Raw genomic sequence first — 18,917 nt, 5'->3', positions numbered from 1 at the left:
GCTGTCCGGCACGCCCGGGCCGGTGTACATCGAGTACCCGTCGCACGTGATCCAGGAGGAACTCGACGTTCCGCCTGTCCTGCCGCCCGAGCGCTACCGCCTCGTCGGCCAGACTGCCGGCCAGGACAAGGTCACCGAGGCCGCCGACCTCATTCGCGCCGCCAAGCAGCCGGTCCTGATCGTCGGCCACGGTGTGCACACCTCACGAGCACAGGCGACCGTCAAGGAACTGGCCGATCTCATGGCCTGCCCGGTCATCCAGACCTCCGGCGGCACGTCCTACATTCCGGGCCTCGAGGACCGCACGTTCCCCTACGGGTTCTCCGCCGCCGGTCTCGAGGCCGTTGTTCATCAGCTCGGCGCGTTCGATCCGGAGGACATGCTCGACACCTTGGAACGCGAGGGCACAACCTCGGTGTTCATGGTGCCCGTCCAATGGCAGGCGGTGTGCGCAGCGCAGAAGGCCAAGCCGCGCAATCTCAAGCTCAAGAACATCAGCTGGGGAGCCGCTCCTGCCTCGGACACGGTGCTCAATGCGATGAACGAGACCTTCCCGCAGGCGCCCAACGTGACGGCGTTCGGTCAGACCGAGATGTCCCCGGTCACGTGCATCCTCGAGGGCAAGGATGCGCTGCGCAAGATAGGTTCCGTCGGCAAGGTCGTGCCTGCCGTGACTGCCCGCATCGTCGACCCGATGATGAACGACGTGAAGCCCGGCGAGGTTGGCGAAATCGTCTACCGCGGGCCGAATTTGATGAAGGGCTACTGGCAGAACCCGGAGGGCACCGCGGACGCGTTCCGCGGCGGCTGGTTCCATTCCGGTGACCTGGTTCGCCAGGACGACGAGGGATTCCTCTACGTCGTCGACCGTGCGAAGGACATGATCATCTCCGGCGGCGAGAACATCTACTGCGCCGAAGTCGAGAACGTCCTGTTCGGGCATCCCGACATCTCCGAGGCCGCGGTAATCGGTCGCGCACACGAGAAGTGGGGCGAGGTGCCGGTGGCTGTTGTCGCTCTTGTCGATGGCGTCGACAACCTGACCATCGTCGACCTAGAGGCCCACCTCAACGAGAACCTCGCCCGGTTCAAGCATCCGAAGGATCTCGTGATCGTCGACGAATTGCCGCGCAATGCGAGCGGCAAGGTCCTCAAGCACGAGCTTCGCAAGTCGTACGGGAGCAAGGACGCGGGGTTGGCCAATTGAGCGGGGGAGTCGTCAACACTGCCAAGGTTGGCGATGTCGAAATCGCTTACGAGACGTTCGGATCACCCGACGACACACCGGTTCTCCTGATCATGGGCCTCGCGACGCAGATGCTGGCCTGGCGCGAGGAATTCTGCCAGCTTCTCGTCGCCGAGGGTCGCTACGTCATCCGGTTCGACAACCGTGATGTGGGACTGTCCACGCACCACGACCAGGCTCCGGTGCCGAATCTCCGTGCTGTGGCCGCCGGTGACACCTCCAGTGCCACATACACGTTGGAGGACATGGCCGACGACACAGTCGGATTGCTCGACGTCCTCGAGATCGAACGGGCGCACGTCGTCGGAGTGTCGATGGGCGGGATGATCGCCCAAACCGTCGCGATCCGGCATCCGGAACGGGTCCGCAGCCTAACCTCGATCATGTCCACACCCGGAACGCGCGTCGGGCGCGCCACACCGGAGGCATCGGCTGCGCTCATGCTGCCGCCAGCGGGCAATCGGGACGAGGCGGTGCAGAGAACGCTGGCGGTGTACCGGGCCATCGGGTCGCCGGGGTACCCCGCCAACGAGGAGGAGCTCGCAGACCTTGCTCGACGGTCCTATGACCGGGCCCACGACCCGCTGTCGGCGGTACGGCACTTGGCCGCGATATATGCCTCGGGCGATCGCACCGCCGCGCTTGCGTCCGTGCGGATACCGGCCCTCGTCCTGCACGGCGAGGACGATCCACTCGTCGGACTCGACGGAGGTCAGGCCACCGCTGCGGCGATCGCCGGCGCGCGATTGGTCACGTACCCGGGCATGGGCCACGATCTCCCACCGGCACTCTGGCCGGAGTTAATCGCAGAAATCGGGGCGCTGACCGAGCAATCCGATAACTGAGTCCGGCTAACGCGTCGGAGGTTCGGCCGCGGGCTGGAATAGTTCGACGAAGTTGCCCGCTGGGTCGCGGAGCAAGACCTGTTGTCCGCCAGGGCCACTGATGATGTCGTTGCGGAACTCCACACCGCCCGAGCGGAGCCGTTCGACGTCGGCGGCGATGTCGTCGACGACGAGTTGCAGCCGGTTCCAGCCGCCGGGGAGGGGACGTCGCCGTCTGGCATGGGACGCCCCGCGGAGCTCTTCGGTCCGGACAACAACAGCTGGAGTCGATCGCGTACCACTGCGGCGAAGGCGGGCGAAGCGTCGAAGTCCACCGTGAAGTTCAGGTGGGTCGTATAGAAGTCGACAGCAGCGCTTACGTCGTCGACCAGATATCGGACGCGAGCGAGTTCGTTGGGTGCGGTCGTGGTCATGATCAATCTCCTTCCCGTTCGGATCTACAGCGTCAGGAAACCGATTCGTGTGTCGATTTCCTTTGCGACACGGCGAAATTCCGGGTAGGTCGCACGATCGGTCTCCGCTGCGGTGGACGGGTCGGGAAGGCTCCAGTGGGTCAGGGCTGCCGATCCGTAGCCGCGCGGGAATTCGCGGACCTTGTCGCACAACGTGATCACGAGATCGAAGCGCCGTCTGTCCAACGCGTCTATCGACTTCGGCTGTCGGCCTCCGAGGTCGATGCCGTAATCCTCACGCAGCACCCGGGCTGTGTTCGGGTGCATCGAGGGTTTGGGGCGACTACCGGCACTGGCCACGTGGACCCGGCCGTCGCTGCGGTGGTGCAGCAGTGCCTCGGCGATCGGGGAGCGGGCGCTGTTTCCCGTGCAGAGAAACAGCACCGACTTGCCTGCCGGCCACTTGTGCTGTGCGGCGGTCAGCGCGGGATGCAGCGCGGCGGCGGCATTGCCGAATGCGGTGGCGCAGCGCATCAGATCGAGGTGGTAGTAGCTGTCGCGACCGTCGAAATTGCTGCGTCGCATGTCAACGAGGCCGGACGAGCGCAGCAGCCGCAGATGGTAGGAAACGAGATTCTGCGGCTCGCCAACCGCGGCTACCAGCTCCCGCACCCGGCGGTCACTGCGCGCCAGCTCGGTCAATAGCGCCCACCGCAGCGGATGCGCGGCCATCCGCATCAACATCGGCACTGGGTCGCCAGCCATGAGCCTATTTTACATCAAATGGCGTTGATGCATCAAAATAGTTTGATGTATTCCATGTTCAGGACTGTTCGATCGGCACGCAGTCGTGCAGACAGTTCGGGTTCGTCGAAGGCGAATCCGGCGTGGCCTTGCGGTGCAGCACCGCGCGCGTGGGCACGACCTGCAAGGTGTCGTCGTTGGGACGGGCAGTCCCGTCGACGATCAGCGTGTAGCCCCCGGGTTCGCGGGGCGGCCAGATGACCGTGACGTCGCCGTGGCTGGTTACGTTGGCGTGCGTCGTTCGTCCCATTCCGCCGACGTCGAGAATGCCGTCGGCGAGCACCGGTTCCACCGCGACGGTATGGGCACGGAAGTCGTCGCCGACCGTGACCAGATATGCGAACGCGAAGTCGGCCAGCGTGTCGGCCAACTGGTCCAGATCAACCTTGACGCTCATGGCCTCATTCTAGGTCGGAGTGAATGCCGTTAGCCCAGCCCGACCGGGCCAAGTGCCGAGTTGACGGCCGCCGTGTAGGCCTTGTAGCCGTTGATGTTCGGGTGGAAGCGAGCCGGATCCGTCGGCGGGAGAATCCAGGCGTCCGGCGCGTTGACGCCGTGTCCGTCGAACCGCGGCCCGACCTCGACGAACTGGAAGCGATTCCGTTCCGTTGCTGCCGCGATCGTGATGTTGAGTACGTCGGCGCCGGCGTTGAGAGCGTCCTGCTCGGCCCTGGACGCCCCGAGGTAGGGGCCGAACTCCGGGGAGAAGAGCCGCGGATAGCCGGTCACCGCCACGTGCGCGTTCGGCGCCGCCACCGCGACCTGGTCGTAGACGGTGCGGAGCTTGCCAGGCAGTTCCGTGGTGATGCGGCCGACGGCGACGGCGATGGCGCCGGCGCACTGTAGGTCGTTGCCACCGAGGCAGGCGCCGACCGCCTCCGACCAGCCGATGTCGTTGCCGCCGATGGTGAGCGTGACGAGTTCGGTGTCGGCGTTGAGGGCGTTGAGTTGCCCGCCCGTCACCAGCGAGGTTGTGGTGGCGCCGGCGCACGCGACGAAGTTGTCGAGTCTGATCTGCTGCCGGCCGTTGAGCTGTTCGGGGTAGGCCGATGCCGAGCGACCGCAGGGGCCGTCGTAGGGCGGCACGCCGAAACCGGACGCGTACGAGTCACCGAGCGCGTCGTACACCACGGTGTTCGGTGGCGCGGCGCTGGCGGTGGGCGACGCGATGGTCCCACCGGCGACGACAAGGAGGGGCACGAGGAGGAGAGCGGGCGACAATGCCCGAAGGCTGCGCATAGTGTGACCGTAGTCACACTGCGGCCCGGTGCGCCACCAGATGGCAGGTCCCGCTCGGCGTTCGCGACGGCCTCGAATCAGCCGCGCATGATCCTTTCGAGATTGCGGCGCTCCATCCAGCGCTGCTCCACGGGACGCTGGACGTCGTTTTCGATCAAGGTCGGATAGGAGGTCAGGTCCGTGAACTGGAGCCGTCCGGACTGGTATCCGATCATTGCCGAGGCTCGGCCACCGGATTCGAATTGCTCGGACAGGAATTCCACGCAGCGGGCGGTCAACTTGGTGGCATGTATCCGGTCGAACGCGGATGGGTCGCCGCCCTCCTGGAGGTGACCGAGGATCGCCTGCCGGGCGTCGAACAGATCGCCGCCCTCCTTGTCGAGCAACGACGTGATGAATCCGGTGGTGTAGATCGGATCGGCATTCTCGTTGCGGATGATCAGGCCGAGCCGCTTGCCGGAGTGGAAGCCCTCGGCGAGGGCGTGGACGTCGGCGGTCAGGTCGTCGAGTGTGACGCCCTCCTCGGGCAAGTAGATGCGTTCGGCTCCGGTGGTCAAGCCGCTCAGCAATGCCAGGTAGCCGCAGTCGCGGCCCATCACCTCGACCACGAACACGCGGCGGGAAGCGACCGCCGACTGCCGGATCTTGTCGACGTCGGCCATGATGCTGTTCAGCGCGGTGTCGCTGCCGATACTCAGTTCGCTTGCCGGGACGTCGTTGTTGATCGTCATCGGCATGCAGACGATGGGGATGTCAAGGTCGGCGTATCGGTCACGATTTCGGTGCAGCTCGTGTGCGGCCTGATAGCCCGCCCAGCCGCCGGCCATGATCAGACCGTTGATGCGGTGCGCGGCAATCTGTTTGGCGATCTGTGCAATCGCGTCTCCGGTGGGTACGTATCGGTTGGTCCCGATCTCGGCGCCGCCGTAGGAAACCCAGCCACTGACATCCATCCAGCCCAACTCCTGGATGTCGCCGTCACGTAGCCCGCGGAATCCGTTGTGCACTGCGAGCACGGTGTGGCCTCGATCCAATCCGAGCCGGACGGCGGCGCGGACGGCGTTGTTCATTCCCGGGGCGAGCCCGCCAGCGTGCACCACGGCGAACCGGTAACGTTTGCGGCCCGCGGGGGTGGGCTTGGGCGCAGCTTGCTGGATGGTCCGCAGTATCTGGTATGACTCCCGAAAATTGCCACCACGCAACAACATTGCGCCATCGAAATCCTGCGCCTCGATGCGGTCGGCGACCGCCTGGGTTCGTTCGACACATTCCATCAGCGGCGACCTGATCACCCGATTGCCGTTCAGCCCGATCAGTTCGGCGGGCCTGTCCGGCTCGTCGTCGAGGAGTCGTTCGACGGCGGCATGGGCGAGCAGGGTCGCGAGGTACCTGTCGAAGGCGCTCGGCGCTCCGCCGCGCTGCACGTGTCCAAGAATCGTGATGCGGGCGTCCTCGCCGAGCTCGTTCTCCAGAATCGTCCTGATGTGGTCAGCGGTGATCGCGTTGCCGCTGCGATCCCGCGCGCCCTCGGCGACAATCACCACGCTTTGCCGCCGGCCGATGGCTCGGCCCTGTCCAATGTCCCGGCACATCAGTTCGGCCCAGTTGTCGGGCGGCGGTTGCTCCGGGATCAGCAGCCAGTTCGCGGCAGTGGCCAGGGAAGCCATCAGTGCGAGGTATCCGCAATGTCGTCCCATCACCTCGACGACGAACGTGCGCTGGTGGCTGGATGCGGTGCTCCGCAGGGCGTCCATCGCCTCGACGATCCGGTGCAGCGCAGTGTCGGCGCCGATGGTCATGTCGGTGCCCGACATGTCGTTGTCGATGGAACCCACAAGACCGACCAGTCGCAGGCGGGGATGCTCCGCGGCGACGTCAGCCGCAATCTCTCCGCTGCTCACGAGTTCGGCGAGTAGGTCGGACCATTCTTGGCGGAACACGTTTGCGCCGATGAGACTGCCGTCGCCACCGATGACAATGAGCGCGTCGATGCCGCGCTCGATCATGTTGCGCGCGGCCGATTGACGGCCGTCGCGCGTTCTGAATTCCTTCGATCTGGCGGTGCCGATCGCGGTGCCACCCTGGTGCAAGATGTCCTCGGCGTCACCCGGTTCCATCCGCTGGATGAGATCGCCGCCCTCGACCAGGCCGTGATATCCCTCGTGAATGGCGTAAACGTCGATGCCGTAGTGCAGGGCCGTTCGGGCAACGGCCCGTACGGCCGGGTTCATCCCCGGAGCGTCGCCACCGCTGGTGAGTACCCCGATACTGGCCGGAGCGGATCCGGTCTCGCGCATGACGCCATCCTATTTTCTTCAGGCGTGCGTTCAGCACGTTTTCAGTCAACGCCGGATCACCGTGAACAGCGGAGATATGCTCGGTACACCGGTCGTGGCGGCGTGAATCTTCGAGGCGAGCGATGGTCGACAGTGATCCACTAACGACGCAGCGGGATGAATACCGCAGTGTCGTGGATGAGCTGTCGGCGGCGGGTTTCGCGAACGCCGAGGAGATCGGCCGCGGTGGTTTCGGGGTCGTCTATCGCTGCGTGCAGCGCGAGCTCGCGCGCACGGTCGCGGTGAAGGTGCTGGTGGCCGATCTCGGGTCGGACAACCTCGACCGTTTCGTTCGCGAACAGATGGCGATGGGGGCTTTGTCGGGCCACCCACACATCGTCAATATCTTCCAGGTCGGCGCCACGCCGAGCGGCCGTCCCTACATCGTGATGCAGTTCCACCCGCATGGATCGTTGGAGGCGCAGGTCCGGCACGGTGGGCCGATCGGGTGGGAAGACGCGCTGCATGTGGGGATCAAACTGGCCGGTGCCCTGGAGACCGCGCACGGGCGCGGCATGCTGCACCGCGACATCAAACCGGGCAACATTCTGCTCGACGAATACGGCGAGCCGCAGCTGACCGATTTCGGGATCGCGCGGGTGGCCGGCGGGTTCGAGACCACCGACGGTGCAGTGACCGGTTCGCCAGCCTACACAGCGCCGGAGGTGTTGCGCGGCGAGTCACCGGGCGCGGCCTCGGATGTCTACGGTCTCGCATCGACGCTGTTCAGCGCCGCGACGGGTCACGCCGTGTTCGAGCGGCTCGAGGGCGAGCAGATGGTGGCTCAATTTCTGCGGATTACCCGGCATCCGATGCCGGATCTGAGCGAGTCGGGTCTTCCCGCGGACGTGGCCGAGGTGCTGGAGCAGGCGATGTCGCGAGACCTGGGTACGCGGCCGGAATCGGCTGCAGCATTCGGTGAGCAGTTGCGGGAGTTGCAGCGCGTGCACGGCATTCCGGTCGATGAGATGGCAGTCCCCATCGCGCCCACTGAGATTCCTGTGATGCCGACGTTCTCACCCAGTGAACTTCGGACGGGATATCTGACGGCGGGGTACGCGTCCGCGAAGTCGACGCCGCCGCCCGTGCCGGCGACCCGCTTCCTCCCTCCAGTGTCGTCGCGAGAGATGGTCGCGAGGTCTCGGCTTATCGATGTGCTGCGTACGGGTCAGGATCGCAAACTCACGGTGATCCACGGCCCCACCGGATTCGGCAAGAGCACGCTCGCCGCGCAGTGGTGCGAGACACTGCGAGCCGAGGGAGTCTCGGTGGCATGGCTGACCGTCGGCACCGACGACAACAATGTGGTGTGGTTCCTGTCGCACCTGACGGAGGCGATCCGCTCCGTGAGCCGACCGCTTGCCGCCGAACTGATGGCGATGCTCGAGGAGCATGGCGAAGACGCGCAGCCGTATGTGTTGTCCGCGTTGATCAATGCGGTTCATCGCAGCGGGACGCGGATGACACTGGTGGTGGACGACTGGCACCTGGTCACCTCCGACGCGACGATCGGCGCGATGCGCTATCTGCTGGACAATCTTTGTTCTGGACTGCGGCTGCTGGTGACGGGACGAAATCCGAGCGGGCTCCCCTTGAGTCGCCTCCGGATGATGGATGAGGTCGCCGAAATCGATACGGCAGCTTTGCGTTTCGACTCGGTCGAGTCGCAACGTTTCATGGAACTCTGTGGCGTCGATCTCGACAGGGGAGATGTCGAAGAATTGTCCGCGAAGACCGACGGATGGGTCGCGGCCATGCAGTTGGCGGCGCTCTCGCTGCGCGGCGCGCAGAATCCGGCACGGCTCATCGAGACGATGACGGGTCGGCATCATGCGATCGGCGAGTTTCTTGCAGAGAACGTGCTCGACGGGCTTGACGCGAGTACGCGGGACTTTCTCTTGAAAACGTCTATCACGGAACGGATCTCGGGTGAGCTGGCAGCTGCGCTGTCGGGAGTGGCGGATGGGCAGGCCATGCTCGAGCAGGTCGAACTGGCGGACCTGTTCCTCCACCGGGTCGATGAGCAATGGTTCGCCTATCACCATTTGTTCGCGGAGTTCCTCCGGCACCGCCTCGCCCGGTCGAACCCCGAGCGAATCGTCGAATTGCGCCGTGTGGCCGCAAGGTGGTTCGCGGAGCATCGGATGGTGGGTGAGGCGGTCGATCAAGCGCTTGCCGCCGGCGACGAAGAGGAAGCGGTACGAATCGTCGAGGACGACGGCCGCGCATTGCTCGAGCAGTTTCAGATGGCGACCCTGATCGGTTTGATCGGCAAACTCCCGGCGTCCGCGCAGACGCGCCCGAAAATCCAACTGGCCCTGGCGTGGGCCACCGTGATGCTGCACCGTCCCGAGGGCACCAAACATGCGCTGGGCATTTTCGAATCGACGCTTGGCGATACCGATGCAACTGCTGATCAGATTGCGGATCTACGCATTGAGGCAGACGTCGTCCGTGCCGTGATCCTCCGTCGCGAGGATCGGGTCGGTGATGTCGACCACCTGCTCGCACCCGCCCTCGCTCAACCGGAACGGATGCCTCCCTTGGTCATTTGCGTCGCAGCCAATACCGCATCCCTGGCTGCGACATACCGGGGCGACCTGGACGAGGTGCATCGGCTGCAGGCGCTGGCATCGCCGCACTTCCGGAGAAGTGCGGGCACACACAGTCAGGTGTACGGGTTGTGCATCAACGGCCTCGCCGCATGGATGCAACTCGAACTCGACGAATCCGAATCGTGTTACCGCGAGGCCTTGCGGATCGCCCGTAGATCCGGCTCCACACATGCCTTCACTGCTCGACTGGCGAGTGTGTTGCTCGGCGAGCTCGTCTATGAACGCGGTGATCTGGTCGAGGCGGAGCGGCTGCTCGACGAGGGCTATCGGCTCGGCCCGGAAACCGGGACGGTCGAAGACAAGATCGCCCGTTTCGTGACCGGGGCTCGGATCAAGCTGATGCACGGCGATCGAGGGGCAGCGATGCAGCGGCTCGACGACGGCGCCCGGGTTGCCCGCGAGTTGTCGCTGCCCCGGTTGCGGGCACTTGTCGAGAACGAGCGTCTCCGCCTGGGGATGCCTCCGAATCCGGATTATGCGCCCCAGAACACAGCTTTCGATGCACGTCGCGAGCCCGTCGATGAGGTTGACGTGTTGACCGTGCAGGCCGAAGAGGCCACAGCGATCCGTCGACTGCTCGCCGAACACGATCCGGATTCCACGCGCCTGGCATGCCGGTGGGCACAGCAGTGGGTCGATCAGCTCGCACCGCGAAGGCTGCCACGGGGGCAACTGCTGTCGCAGCGGCTTCTGGTGGCCTGCTTGTCGGCGGCAGGGCGCGACGACGAGGCAAAACTCGTGCTGGCCAACGTGCTTGCGCGGTGTGCAAAGATCGGCGCCCTACGCTTCCCGATCGATGGCGGACCGTACGTGGTGGCAACCCTCGCCGAACTTATCGGCGACCACAGAGTGGGAGCGTGGTCCGCGATTCCGGCCGATTTCATCGACCGGCTCGACACTGCGCTGCGAAGCGAACGCTGACCGGCGCTTGGTGGCTCGCGTTACTCGTTTCGTTCTGCGAGCGCTGAACACACCCGGCCGTTCTTAGAAGCACCGCGAGCATAACCGTGTTTGTTCGGCTCGCGTTCTGCGAACCTCGATCCGCGTCGATCGACGCGGATCGGGTGTGTGCTCAGTGGTGGTCGAGCGCGATATCGATAGGGAACAGGACGAATTCATGGTTAACCAGCCAGTATTCGGGATCGACCTGGACAGCGCGGTGGTTGCCTCACTGTTCGGCCCCGCCGCGCCGTTCTCGCCAGATGCGCTGGCGCGGTTACTCGATGAATCGGGTATCGACGTCGTGGTACTTGGCGGCGACACGCTGCATCCCGAACACCCCGCGTCGACGGAATTCGACGCGAGTGTCGCCGCTGCGGTGCTGGCGGCAGCGTCGGAGAACGTCGGTTTCGTGATCGCGGCCAATCCCGCTTTGCATCATCCGTACAACCTTGCGCGTCGGCTCGCGTCGCTCGATCACCTCACCCATGGGCGAGTGGGGTGGCTCGTCGGCGCGCGACCGGCGACGAAAGAACTGGAGCCGGATTACACCCTGCCGGCCGATGCCGTCGAGGTGGCCCGGAAGTTGTGGGAGAGCTTTCCTGCCGAAAGCGTCGTCGCCGATACGGATCGCGGGGTTTTCGTCGAATCCGAGCACATCACCTTCATCGATCATGACGGCGTATTCGCCGTCTCGGGTCCGCTCAATGTTCCGGAGCCGCCCCAAGGAAAGCCGCCGATCTTCTGGCAGGCGCATTCGGATGTGGAATTCGCTGCGGCGAGGAGAGTGGCAGATGTCGTTGTCGCTCGCTCGCAACACGTGCCGATTGATGAAGCGACGCCAATTCTCGATGCCGTGGAGTGGTCGGGTTCATGGCCGAACACAGCGCCGAATCGTTTCGTCGGCACGATCGTCCGGATTCGTGGAGTGGCGGAGCTAGAGAACGCCATCGCGCGTGCGGAAGGCAATCGGCGGTCGGATCGCGCAACACTGCGGAATCGTCTGGGTCTCCCGCCCTCCCTCCCCGCGTTCCACGGCCCGCGCCGCAGCCTCTTTCCCGTCTCCTGAGGAGGACGAAACCCTTAATGTCTTCTCCGAATCGACAGCTCGTCCTCAATGTCAACGTGCTCGACGCCGGCATCGCGCCCCGCGCTTGGACGATCGACGGCACGGCGGGCGCATTCCTCGACCCAGCGCATTTTGTTCGTGTGGCGCAGACCGCCGAACGTGGCACCCTCGACGGCTTCTTTCTCGCCGATAGCCCGGGCTTCTGGGAGAACCCGAGGGTGAAGCCGCCACGCGCACTCGAACCAACGGCGATCCTCGCGACCGTTGCGGCCAACACCCGTCACATTGGGTTGATCGGCACCGCCTCGACTACGTTCAACGATCCCTACGAACTCGCCTTGCGCTTCCTGTCACTGGACCGGGCCAGCGGTGGCCGCGTCGCCTGGAACATCGTGACGACCTATTCGCCCACGGTCGCAACGAATTTCGGAATCCGCGAGTTGCCGGATCGAGACACCCGTTACGCGCGCGCCGCCGAGTTCGTCGAAGTCGTCACCGGGCTATGGGAATCATCGATCAGCGGGGTGCCGTTCGAGTTCCGCGGAAATCATCTGAACGTAACGGGCTCGCTGGACGTCGCGCCATCGGCGCAGGGCTATCCTGCGCTCATCCAGGCCGGCGGCTCGCCGGCGGGGCGTGAGCTTGCCGGCCGAACAGCGCATGGCGTGTTTACCGCCGAACTCACTCTTGCCGAGGGAATTCGGCACTACCGAGACGTCAAGGAGGCGGCTGTCCGCGCGAGCCGCAACCCCGACGACGTGAAGATTCTTCCCGGTCTGATCACGGTCCTCGGATCGACGGAGCAGGAAGCGATCGAGCGGCACGCGCGTTTGCGTGCCAACACGCCCGAAGATTTCGGCGCCGACCGATTGACCGCCACGCTCGGCGTCGACGTCCGCGCTCTCGACTGGGATGTTCCTATTGCGGACGAGATTCTCGCGGTCCCCGCCGACGCCGCTAGTTACCAGGGCTCGTTGGGCTTCCGCGAATCGGTGGTAGGGCTCGTGCGCGAGCGCGGCCTGACAGTCCGTCAATTGCTGCGAGCGCTCAATGGCAGCGGCGGACATCGTGCTGTCATCGGGACGCCCGAACAGATCGCGGACACGATCGAGGAGTGGTTCCTGGCCGGGGCGGCGGATGGGTTCAACCTCATGCCGGACGCGTTTCCGTCGGGACTAGACGACTTCGTCGACCATGTCGTCCCGATCCTGCGCCGCCGCGGCCTGTTCCGGCACGAGTATGCCGATTCGACCCTGCGTGAGCGACTTGGCGTCGAACTGCCCGAGCGCGCGCCGGTTCCCGCCGCATGACAGCCCCCACGCCGATTCGAAGGAGACAAGGATGACCCAGGCCCCAACCCGGATCGAGATTCGCCCGCAGTCCGGCTGGACGGGCGCCGAGATTCGCGGTGTCGACCTCCGTGGCGAACTCGGCGCGGACGAGGTGGCGGCTATCCGGCAGGCACTGCTGCAGTGGAAGGTGGTCTTCTTCCGCGATCAGGTCCTCGACCACGAACAGCATCTTCGCTTCGCACGGTATTTCGGAGCAGCGACGCCCGCCCACCCGCTTTTCGATTCGATTCCGGATCCGAATTACCCGACGATATATCCGATATTCCGGGACCGCTTCAAGGCACGTGTTTCGGGCAGCACCGGGTACGACCGCCCGGGCTGGCATGCGGATGTGACGGCGGCAGTGAACCCGCCCGCGGCATCGATCCTGCGGGCGGAGGTGTTGCCGCCGTACGGAGGGGATACCCAGTGGTCCAACACAGTTGCCGCGTATCAGGGTCTCTCCGCGCCGTTGCAGCGATTGGCAGATGAACTGCGCGCAGTGCATCGGTTCAGTCCCGGCGCCGGCGCCAAGCCAACCGAGGATTACCTGCGCCGGGTCGAGAAGCGGCCGTTGCTCACCGAGCACCCGGTGGTGCGAGTGCACCCAGAGACCGGCGAGAAGGCGCTCTACGTCAATCCGGGATTCACCAGTCACCTGGTCGGCGTATCGCCGCACGAGAGTCGCCGGCTGCTCGACTTGTTCTACGAAGAACTGGTGCGACCGGATTACACCGTGCGATTCCGGTGGGAGTCGGGCTCGATTGCCTTCTGGGACAATAGATCCACGGTGCATCTCGCTCCGCGGGATCTCACCACCGACGACGACCGTCGGCTGTACCGGGTCACGCTCGTCGGCGAAGTGCCGGTCGGACCGGATCATCGTGAGTCCGTGGCGCTGGAAGGTGAACCGTTCGAGGCGATCGAATGACGGACTATCGGCCGACACGGCTAGGACGGCTGTACGACGGTGATCCACTGCCGGTGGTGATTGATGCCACGACGTACTATCCGGCGGGTGCAATCACGTTCGGTGTGGAGGGCCGCGCCCTCTACGCCCATGGCGAGGACGCGCCCTGGGCGGGTGGTCCGACACTGCACGTGTTCGACGCGGAAAGCGGGCGCGAACACTTGCGCTTCGACGCCTTCCCGGGCGACGAGCACTATCACTACCTCACGCCGGGAGTGCAGAACCACTGGATCGGGTTCGACACGGCTGCGAACGGCGAGTTCACCGCGTGGATCGTCGACCGATTGCGCACCAGACTCCCGGAATTGCTGCGGGCAGCGGGTGCGACGGACCTCGCTGCCCGGGTCGACGTCGCCGATGTCGACGATATTCTCGAGCCGGTGGTGGCCCATTTGCGAAGCAGATCCCTGCAATTGCCCGCGCCGCAACGGGCCGTAGCGGGCAGCTGAACGAATCCGCCGTTTCAGCCCCTGCTGATCGGTGCATCGCACTCGACCGAAACCACGACGAGGACTGCTTTCATGTCGAATCAGTACGACGCGGGTACCGCCCGATGACCAACCACGAGCAGATCGTCGCCGACGAGTTGTCTCGCCAGTTCGGTTACGGGGCAGCCAATCACATCGCACCGATCGACGGAGCCGACCACGATGTCGCGGTCATCGGCGGTGGACAGAGTGGTGTGACGATTGCCTACGGGTTGCGCCGCGCGGGCGTGACGAACGTGACGGTGATCGACGCGGCAGCCGACGAATCAAAGCTCGCCTGGCAGACCCGCGCCCGGATGCGCACGCTGCGCACGCCGAAGGCGATATCGGGCCCGGAGCTGGGGAATCCGGCGCTGACGTTTCGGTCGTGGTACGACGGCGTGCACGGCGCCAACGCGTTCGACGCGATCCGCCTCATCCCCACCTCGGACTGGATCGAATACCTGGCGTGGTTCCGGCGGCAGGTCGGGATCGAGGTGCGCCGTGGGGTCCGGATGACCGACATCGAACCGGTCGGCGAGGGACGGCTGCGGCTGCACCTGGCCGCCCACGGCAAGACCTGGACCGAGGACGCCCGCAAAGTTGTGCTCGCCACCGGTGTCTCCGGCACCGGGGCACCGCATGTCCCCGACGTGCTGTCCGGGCTGCCGCGCCACCTTGCGAGGCACACCGCCGACGACATCGATTTCGGTGCGCTGCAGGGCAAGTCGGTGGCAGTGCTTGGCGCCGCTGCTTCGGCGTACGACGCGGCAGCCACTGCGCTGGAGGCCGGCGCCGCCGATGTCCACGTGTACACCCGCCGGCCGGAGCTGGTCGTGGCCCCGGTCGGAGGTGTCCGGCCGAATCCACTGGTGCAGGACGTGTTCCACCTTCAAGGTGACGAGCAGCGCTGGGCGCAGCGCTGGCAGCACGCGGCGCGCGGTGCGAACGTGCCGCCCGAATCCGTCGAGCGGGTAGCGGTATTCCCGAACTACCACCTGCACGTCGCCGCCGAGTGGGCCGCTGTTTCCGAGCACGACGGCAGGGTGGTCGTCGATGCCGCGGACGGGACCCGTTCGTTCGACTTCGTCATCGCCGGGACCGGATACCAGCAGGATCCCGCGACGCGGCCGGAACTGGTCGCCATCGCACCGCTTGTTGCCCGTTGGTCGGATGTGCATTCGCCGGCGCCGGGATTCGAGTCGGAGTTGCTTGGCTCCGCGCCGTATCTCGGCAGCGGGTACGAGCTGACCGAACGCGATCCGGGAACGGCTCCGTGGCTCCGCGACATCCACGTCTTCAGCATCGGAGCCAGCGTCAGCTTCGGGCTACCGGTGGGCGATATCCCCAGCCTCCGCACGGGCGTGCCCCGGTTGGTCGAGGCGATCACGCGTGATCTTGTCCTCGCCGACCTGCGGCGGACAGATCAGGTCGCTGCGGGCATTCGCCGGTAAATGCCGGAAAGGCGGCGCCGCTGTAGTTTTGGCAGCAGGCGCCGCCCCGTCACTCCGCGCTGCCGTAATACGAGATCGGTCGCTCGTCGAAGTCCTCGAGATCGGCTAGGGAGTGCAGCGGGTGCGCCAGGCTCCATGCATCGGCGACCTGCTCCTGAAGCAGCCACTTTCCCACCGAATACGGCTTCCACCGGACTGCGTCGTGCAGCGTATGGGTGCGGGCGTCGCGCCAGTATCGATCCAGGCCGAGGCTCGGCTTCGTGGAACTGGATCCACCGACTTCGAACAGCGCAGAGGTCACCGAAAGTGCAGCCCGGGTGCTGACCACCTTGGCCTGCATCACCTCGTAGAACACGTCCACCACGTCGCGCAACGCCGAACTGTTGTCGAGCCGGTCGAGTTGGCGCGCCGCGGATTCGACGAGTCGACGCGCGGTCGTCGTAGCGATCCGCAGCTCACCAAGTTGCGCAACGCCGAGAACGTCGTCGGCAAATGCCGCCGCGCCGCTACCACGCGCGCCATGCACCCTGCGCGCCAGTGCCACCGTCTCGACGAGTGCGCCCTCCGCGATGCCGGTGTCGATGGCGGCGTGGATCAACTGCGACAGCGCCGAGCCGCGGTAGGTGATCGCCGGGTCCGGCGATCGGGAAAGCACCTGTCGCCGTTGTACTTCCACGTTGTCGAACTCGACCGAACCCGAGCCGGTGGTGCGCTGACCGAGACTGTCCCAGTCGTCGTGGACGAGCACACCCTGGTCGGTCGGGCGGACCAGGACGGTCTCTTGTCCACCCGACTCGTTGCGAGATTGCACAGCGATGAAGTCGCCGAACAACGAACCGGTCGCGTAAACCTTGCGACCCGACAGGAAAAGCCGCCCGCCGCGTTCAACCAGGGCGGTATGGGATGCGCCGGGCCGACGTTCGCCCGGTTCGGCAGAGGCGTTGCCGAAGATGGCGCCGGCGCCGAGTGCACTCAGATAATGGTCCCGCTGTTCGGACGACTCGGCGAGCAGTAATCGTTCGACGGTTGCGAAGTGGTTCTGCGGCAACTGTCCAAGGCTGCCGTCTGCGCTCGCGACGGCGATGATCGCCTGAATCAAGGTGTCTCGATTGAACCCGAGCCCACCGCGTTCGGTGGGAACGTCCAGGGCCCAGAACCCAATGCCGCGCAGTTGCTCGATTTCGGCGACGGGGTAGCGCCGTTCCCGGTCGCGGTCCGCGGCGTCGGCTCGGAAGTCGACGACGAGTTCGTCCAGTCGCGCCAGAAAATGCTCGGGTGTCACTCGTTCGAATGCTGTGTCGCCCGAGGCTGCCGGGGCCGCGGTCATGATGCGGCCTTTTCAAAATCGAAATGCGGGTCACCGTCGGTGTTTTCCAACAGCGCCAGTTCCCACTCGAAGTACGCGGCATACCAGCGGTCGCGCTCCGGACCGAACGGCGGCGGACCCGTGCGATCGGCGATCGCGCCGGCGTAGTGCGGGTCCTCGTCTGTCAGGACGTCGGCGGCGGCATCGATTCCGCCATCCAGTACCGCAACCTCGGCGGGCACCGCCGACGCGACGAATTCCGGTTTGTAGGAGGCATTTCCGACAAGCACGAGGATCGCGTTCGGCGCCTTCTCTGCTTCCTGCACGAGGTGCTCACGACGTGCATGAACGGAACCGGGGATGTGTCCGGCGGCGTAGTCCGCTGAGGACCGGAGGTCGATGACACGCAGTTCGGTATCGCCGGCTCGCCACAGCTCGAACTGCGCCCACGACACGTACCGCGCGTCCGGCACTTCGAGCGCTCGATGGGGTCGAGTCAGTGCGGAATTCGGTTCGTAGGCGACCACCGTCACCGGACCGGTGTGGAGATAGCGCAACCATTGGACGGTGCTCGCGGCGCGCACGAAGTCACCATTGTCGACCAGCACGATGTGCGCGCCCCGGACAGCGACGAAATTGTCGACCTGCTGCACCAGCTGTCCGCCGGGCGCCGAGACACTGACGTCGAAATGCCCTGCAGCGAACTCCTCGGGAGTGCGTACATCGAAGACGTAGGTTGTCGTGGAGGTATCCGTCAGGCGGTTCTGCACCGCCGCCGGATCGAGGATCTGTACCTGCGCCCGGTCGAATGTGGTTCGCACCCACTCTGCAAGCTCGGTCGAGATGCTGGTTGGGGCGCGCAAGTCGTTCTGCAGGCCGAACGCCAGCGGTCGTCCGGACTGTTCCCACGCCGGTGTTCCGTTGTACAGCGAGAAGATCTGGTTGGTGATACCCGTGTTGATCAGTGACTGGGCGCCGACGATGCCGCGGGTGCGCCCCGCGCAGTTGATCACCACCTTCGTGTCGGCGGTGGCGATGACCCCAGCCGCGCGATAGGCGATCTCCGCTCCGCCGCCGGTGTTGTGCCCGCCTGGGATGTGGTGGTGCGCGAATTCGGCGGTCGGCCGGCTGTCGAGAATGACGACGTCCTCGCCTTGCTCGATCCAATCCGCCACGGTCGCACTGTCGACGGTAGGGGTATGGAATTTGTGCTCGATCCACTCGCCGAGGGTTTTGCTGCGGACATTCGTGCCGGTGTACAGCCGGCCACCGGCCTGCGCCCAGCCCTCGATCCCGTCCTCGAGCACCCGAACATCGCGGTAGCCGAGCGACTTCAGTACCTCGGCGGCGGCACCGTCGACATCGGGCCGCCCCGCGAGCACGACCGACGTGTGCACATGCGGCACCACGGTGGCGATGCGCTGCTCGAGGTCGTGGAAGGGGAGCGACGCGCTCACTGCGATATGGGTCTTGCTGCGCTCGAGCGGAGTGCGCACGTCGAGCACCGCAAGCTCTCGATCGGAGGACGCGAGCAAGTCGAACAGATCTGGCCCGGAAACGTATTCGGTCATGAGGTTCCTTGTCGACGTTCGTGGCTGACGACGCAGTCGGCCGAGCAAAGTGAGCCGTCACCGCTGGACCGCGCCAAACCCCCACGTTGTCTCGCTCGGTGAAACCGGAACAGGTTTGCAGTCAAGCTGATTCGATGCCGCGGCACGCGATCCGCGCGGGCAGCGTCCGATTCACGTTGATCGGATCTCTCGGAGCCCTACTCGAGCACGTCTAGCGTCGAGGTGCATGCCGATCCGGCTGCGACACCCGGATGGAGAGGTGGCCCGGACACGCCATGTCGAAACTCATTCTCAATTCAGTAGTTCGAGCCATCGGGTTCACCCAGGGCGGCT

Annotated in this window: 16 protein-coding genes and 1 pseudogene; 9 read left to right on the top strand and 8 right to left on the bottom strand. The window is 65.4% G+C overall.

Translation table 11 applies throughout. The features are described from left to right. Both A8G08_RS01760 and A8G08_RS01755 read left to right on the top strand, forming a co-directional pair. Positions 1–1,207: AMP-binding protein (locus A8G08_RS01760; protein WP_157108357.1), on the top strand; the 1,207-nt coding region annotated here is incomplete at its 5' end. Further along, complete coding sequence (locus A8G08_RS01755; protein WP_068269387.1) at positions 1,204–2,091, top strand: alpha/beta fold hydrolase; 888 nt, start codon at positions 1,204–1,206, stop codon at positions 2,089–2,091. The genes A8G08_RS01760 and A8G08_RS01755, both read left to right, overlap by 4 nt. Before the next feature lie 6 nt (positions 2,092–2,097). Here A8G08_RS01755 and A8G08_RS28310 read toward each other — a convergent pair whose 3' ends face one another. Then, entirely contained in the window at positions 2,098–2,214 is a 117-nt protein-coding gene (locus tag A8G08_RS28310) for a hypothetical protein (protein ID WP_342669628.1), read from the bottom strand. Between A8G08_RS28310 and A8G08_RS28305 the strand changes: the two genes are divergently transcribed. Then, positions 2,173–2,430 (top strand): hypothetical protein, encoded by a 258-nt coding sequence (locus tag A8G08_RS28305; protein ID WP_068269386.1) that lies wholly within the window; start codon positions 2,173–2,175, stop codon positions 2,428–2,430. The genes A8G08_RS28310 and A8G08_RS28305 overlap by 42 nt on opposite strands. Here A8G08_RS28305 and A8G08_RS28300 read toward each other — a convergent pair. The 5 genes and pseudogenes from A8G08_RS28300 to A8G08_RS01730 all read right to left on the bottom strand — a co-directional run. Next, a pseudogene (locus tag A8G08_RS28300) lies at positions 2,376–2,504 on the bottom strand (VOC family protein); the annotation flags it as partial. The gene A8G08_RS28305 and the pseudogene A8G08_RS28300 sit on opposite strands and share 55 nt — an antisense overlap. Positions 2,505–2,528: 24 nt before the next feature. Further along, a complete protein-coding gene (locus A8G08_RS28210; RefSeq protein WP_068269384.1) occupies positions 2,529–3,248 on the bottom strand; it encodes an arsenate reductase/protein-tyrosine-phosphatase family protein in 720 nt (239 codons plus the stop codon). Positions 3,249–3,306: 58 nt separating this feature from the next. Continuing rightward, positions 3,307–3,684, bottom strand: coding sequence for a hypothetical protein (locus A8G08_RS01740; RefSeq protein ID WP_068269382.1), 378 nt, complete (start codon positions 3,682–3,684; stop codon positions 3,307–3,309). Between the two features lie 29 nt (positions 3,685–3,713). Then, positions 3,714–4,526, bottom strand: a complete 813-nt coding sequence (locus tag A8G08_RS01735) for an SGNH/GDSL hydrolase family protein (RefSeq protein WP_068269380.1) — start codon at positions 4,524–4,526, stop codon at positions 3,714–3,716. Positions 4,527–4,603: 77 nt separating this feature from the next. After that, complete coding sequence (locus tag A8G08_RS01730) at positions 4,604–6,823, bottom strand: 6-phosphofructokinase (protein WP_068269378.1); 2,220 nt, start codon at positions 6,821–6,823, stop codon at positions 4,604–4,606. Positions 6,824–6,945: 122 nt separating this feature from the next. Between A8G08_RS01730 and A8G08_RS01725 the strand changes: the two genes are divergently transcribed. From A8G08_RS01725 to A8G08_RS01700, 6 genes are all read left to right on the top strand, one after another. Next, a complete protein-coding gene (locus tag A8G08_RS01725; RefSeq protein ID WP_068269376.1) occupies positions 6,946–10,398 on the top strand; it encodes a serine/threonine-protein kinase in 3,453 nt (1,150 codons plus the stop codon). A 196-nt stretch (positions 10,399–10,594) separates the two neighbouring features. Further along, positions 10,595–11,485 (top strand): LLM class flavin-dependent oxidoreductase, encoded by an 891-nt coding sequence (locus A8G08_RS01720; protein ID WP_068269390.1) that lies wholly within the window; start codon positions 10,595–10,597, stop codon positions 11,483–11,485. 17 nt (positions 11,486–11,502) lie between these two features. Continuing rightward, positions 11,503–12,795, top strand: a complete 1,293-nt coding sequence (locus A8G08_RS01715) for an LLM class flavin-dependent oxidoreductase (protein ID WP_068269374.1) — start codon at positions 11,503–11,505, stop codon at positions 12,793–12,795. 31 nt (positions 12,796–12,826) lie between these two features. After that, positions 12,827–13,747, top strand: a complete 921-nt coding sequence (locus tag A8G08_RS01710; protein ID WP_068269372.1) for a TauD/TfdA dioxygenase family protein — start codon at positions 12,827–12,829, stop codon at positions 13,745–13,747. Next, positions 13,744–14,235 (top strand): DUF7700 domain-containing protein, encoded by a 492-nt coding sequence (locus A8G08_RS01705; RefSeq protein ID WP_068269370.1) that lies wholly within the window; start codon positions 13,744–13,746, stop codon positions 14,233–14,235. The genes A8G08_RS01710 and A8G08_RS01705 overlap by 4 nt, the downstream gene beginning before the upstream one ends. A gap of 104 nt (positions 14,236–14,339) precedes the next feature. Continuing rightward, the gene (locus A8G08_RS01700; RefSeq protein WP_068269368.1) at positions 14,340–15,707 is read left to right on the top strand and encodes an FAD-dependent oxidoreductase; all 1,368 of its coding nucleotides are present in this window, start codon (positions 14,340–14,342) and stop codon (positions 15,705–15,707) included. A 49-nt stretch (positions 15,708–15,756) separates the two neighbouring features. On the opposite strand, the gene A8G08_RS01695 is transcribed toward A8G08_RS01700, so the two are convergent. Beyond that, the gene (locus A8G08_RS01695) at positions 15,757–17,034 is read right to left on the bottom strand and encodes an acyl-CoA dehydrogenase family protein (protein WP_084435865.1); all 1,278 of its coding nucleotides are present in this window, start codon (positions 17,032–17,034) and stop codon (positions 15,757–15,759) included. Further along, positions 17,031–18,584 (bottom strand): rhodanese-like domain-containing protein, encoded by a 1,554-nt coding sequence (locus A8G08_RS01690; protein WP_068269364.1) that lies wholly within the window; start codon positions 18,582–18,584, stop codon positions 17,031–17,033. The genes A8G08_RS01695 and A8G08_RS01690 overlap by 4 nt, the downstream gene beginning before the upstream one ends. Positions 18,585–18,917 lie beyond the last annotated feature (333 nt).

This window comes from Aldersonia kunmingensis (assembly GCF_001646865.1).
In the GTDB taxonomy this organism is placed as follows: Bacteria; Actinomycetota; Actinomycetes; order Mycobacteriales; family Mycobacteriaceae; genus Aldersonia; species Aldersonia kunmingensis.
Note: the sequence above shows the minus strand (reverse complement) of the source record. Positions and strands in the feature narration are given on the sequence as shown.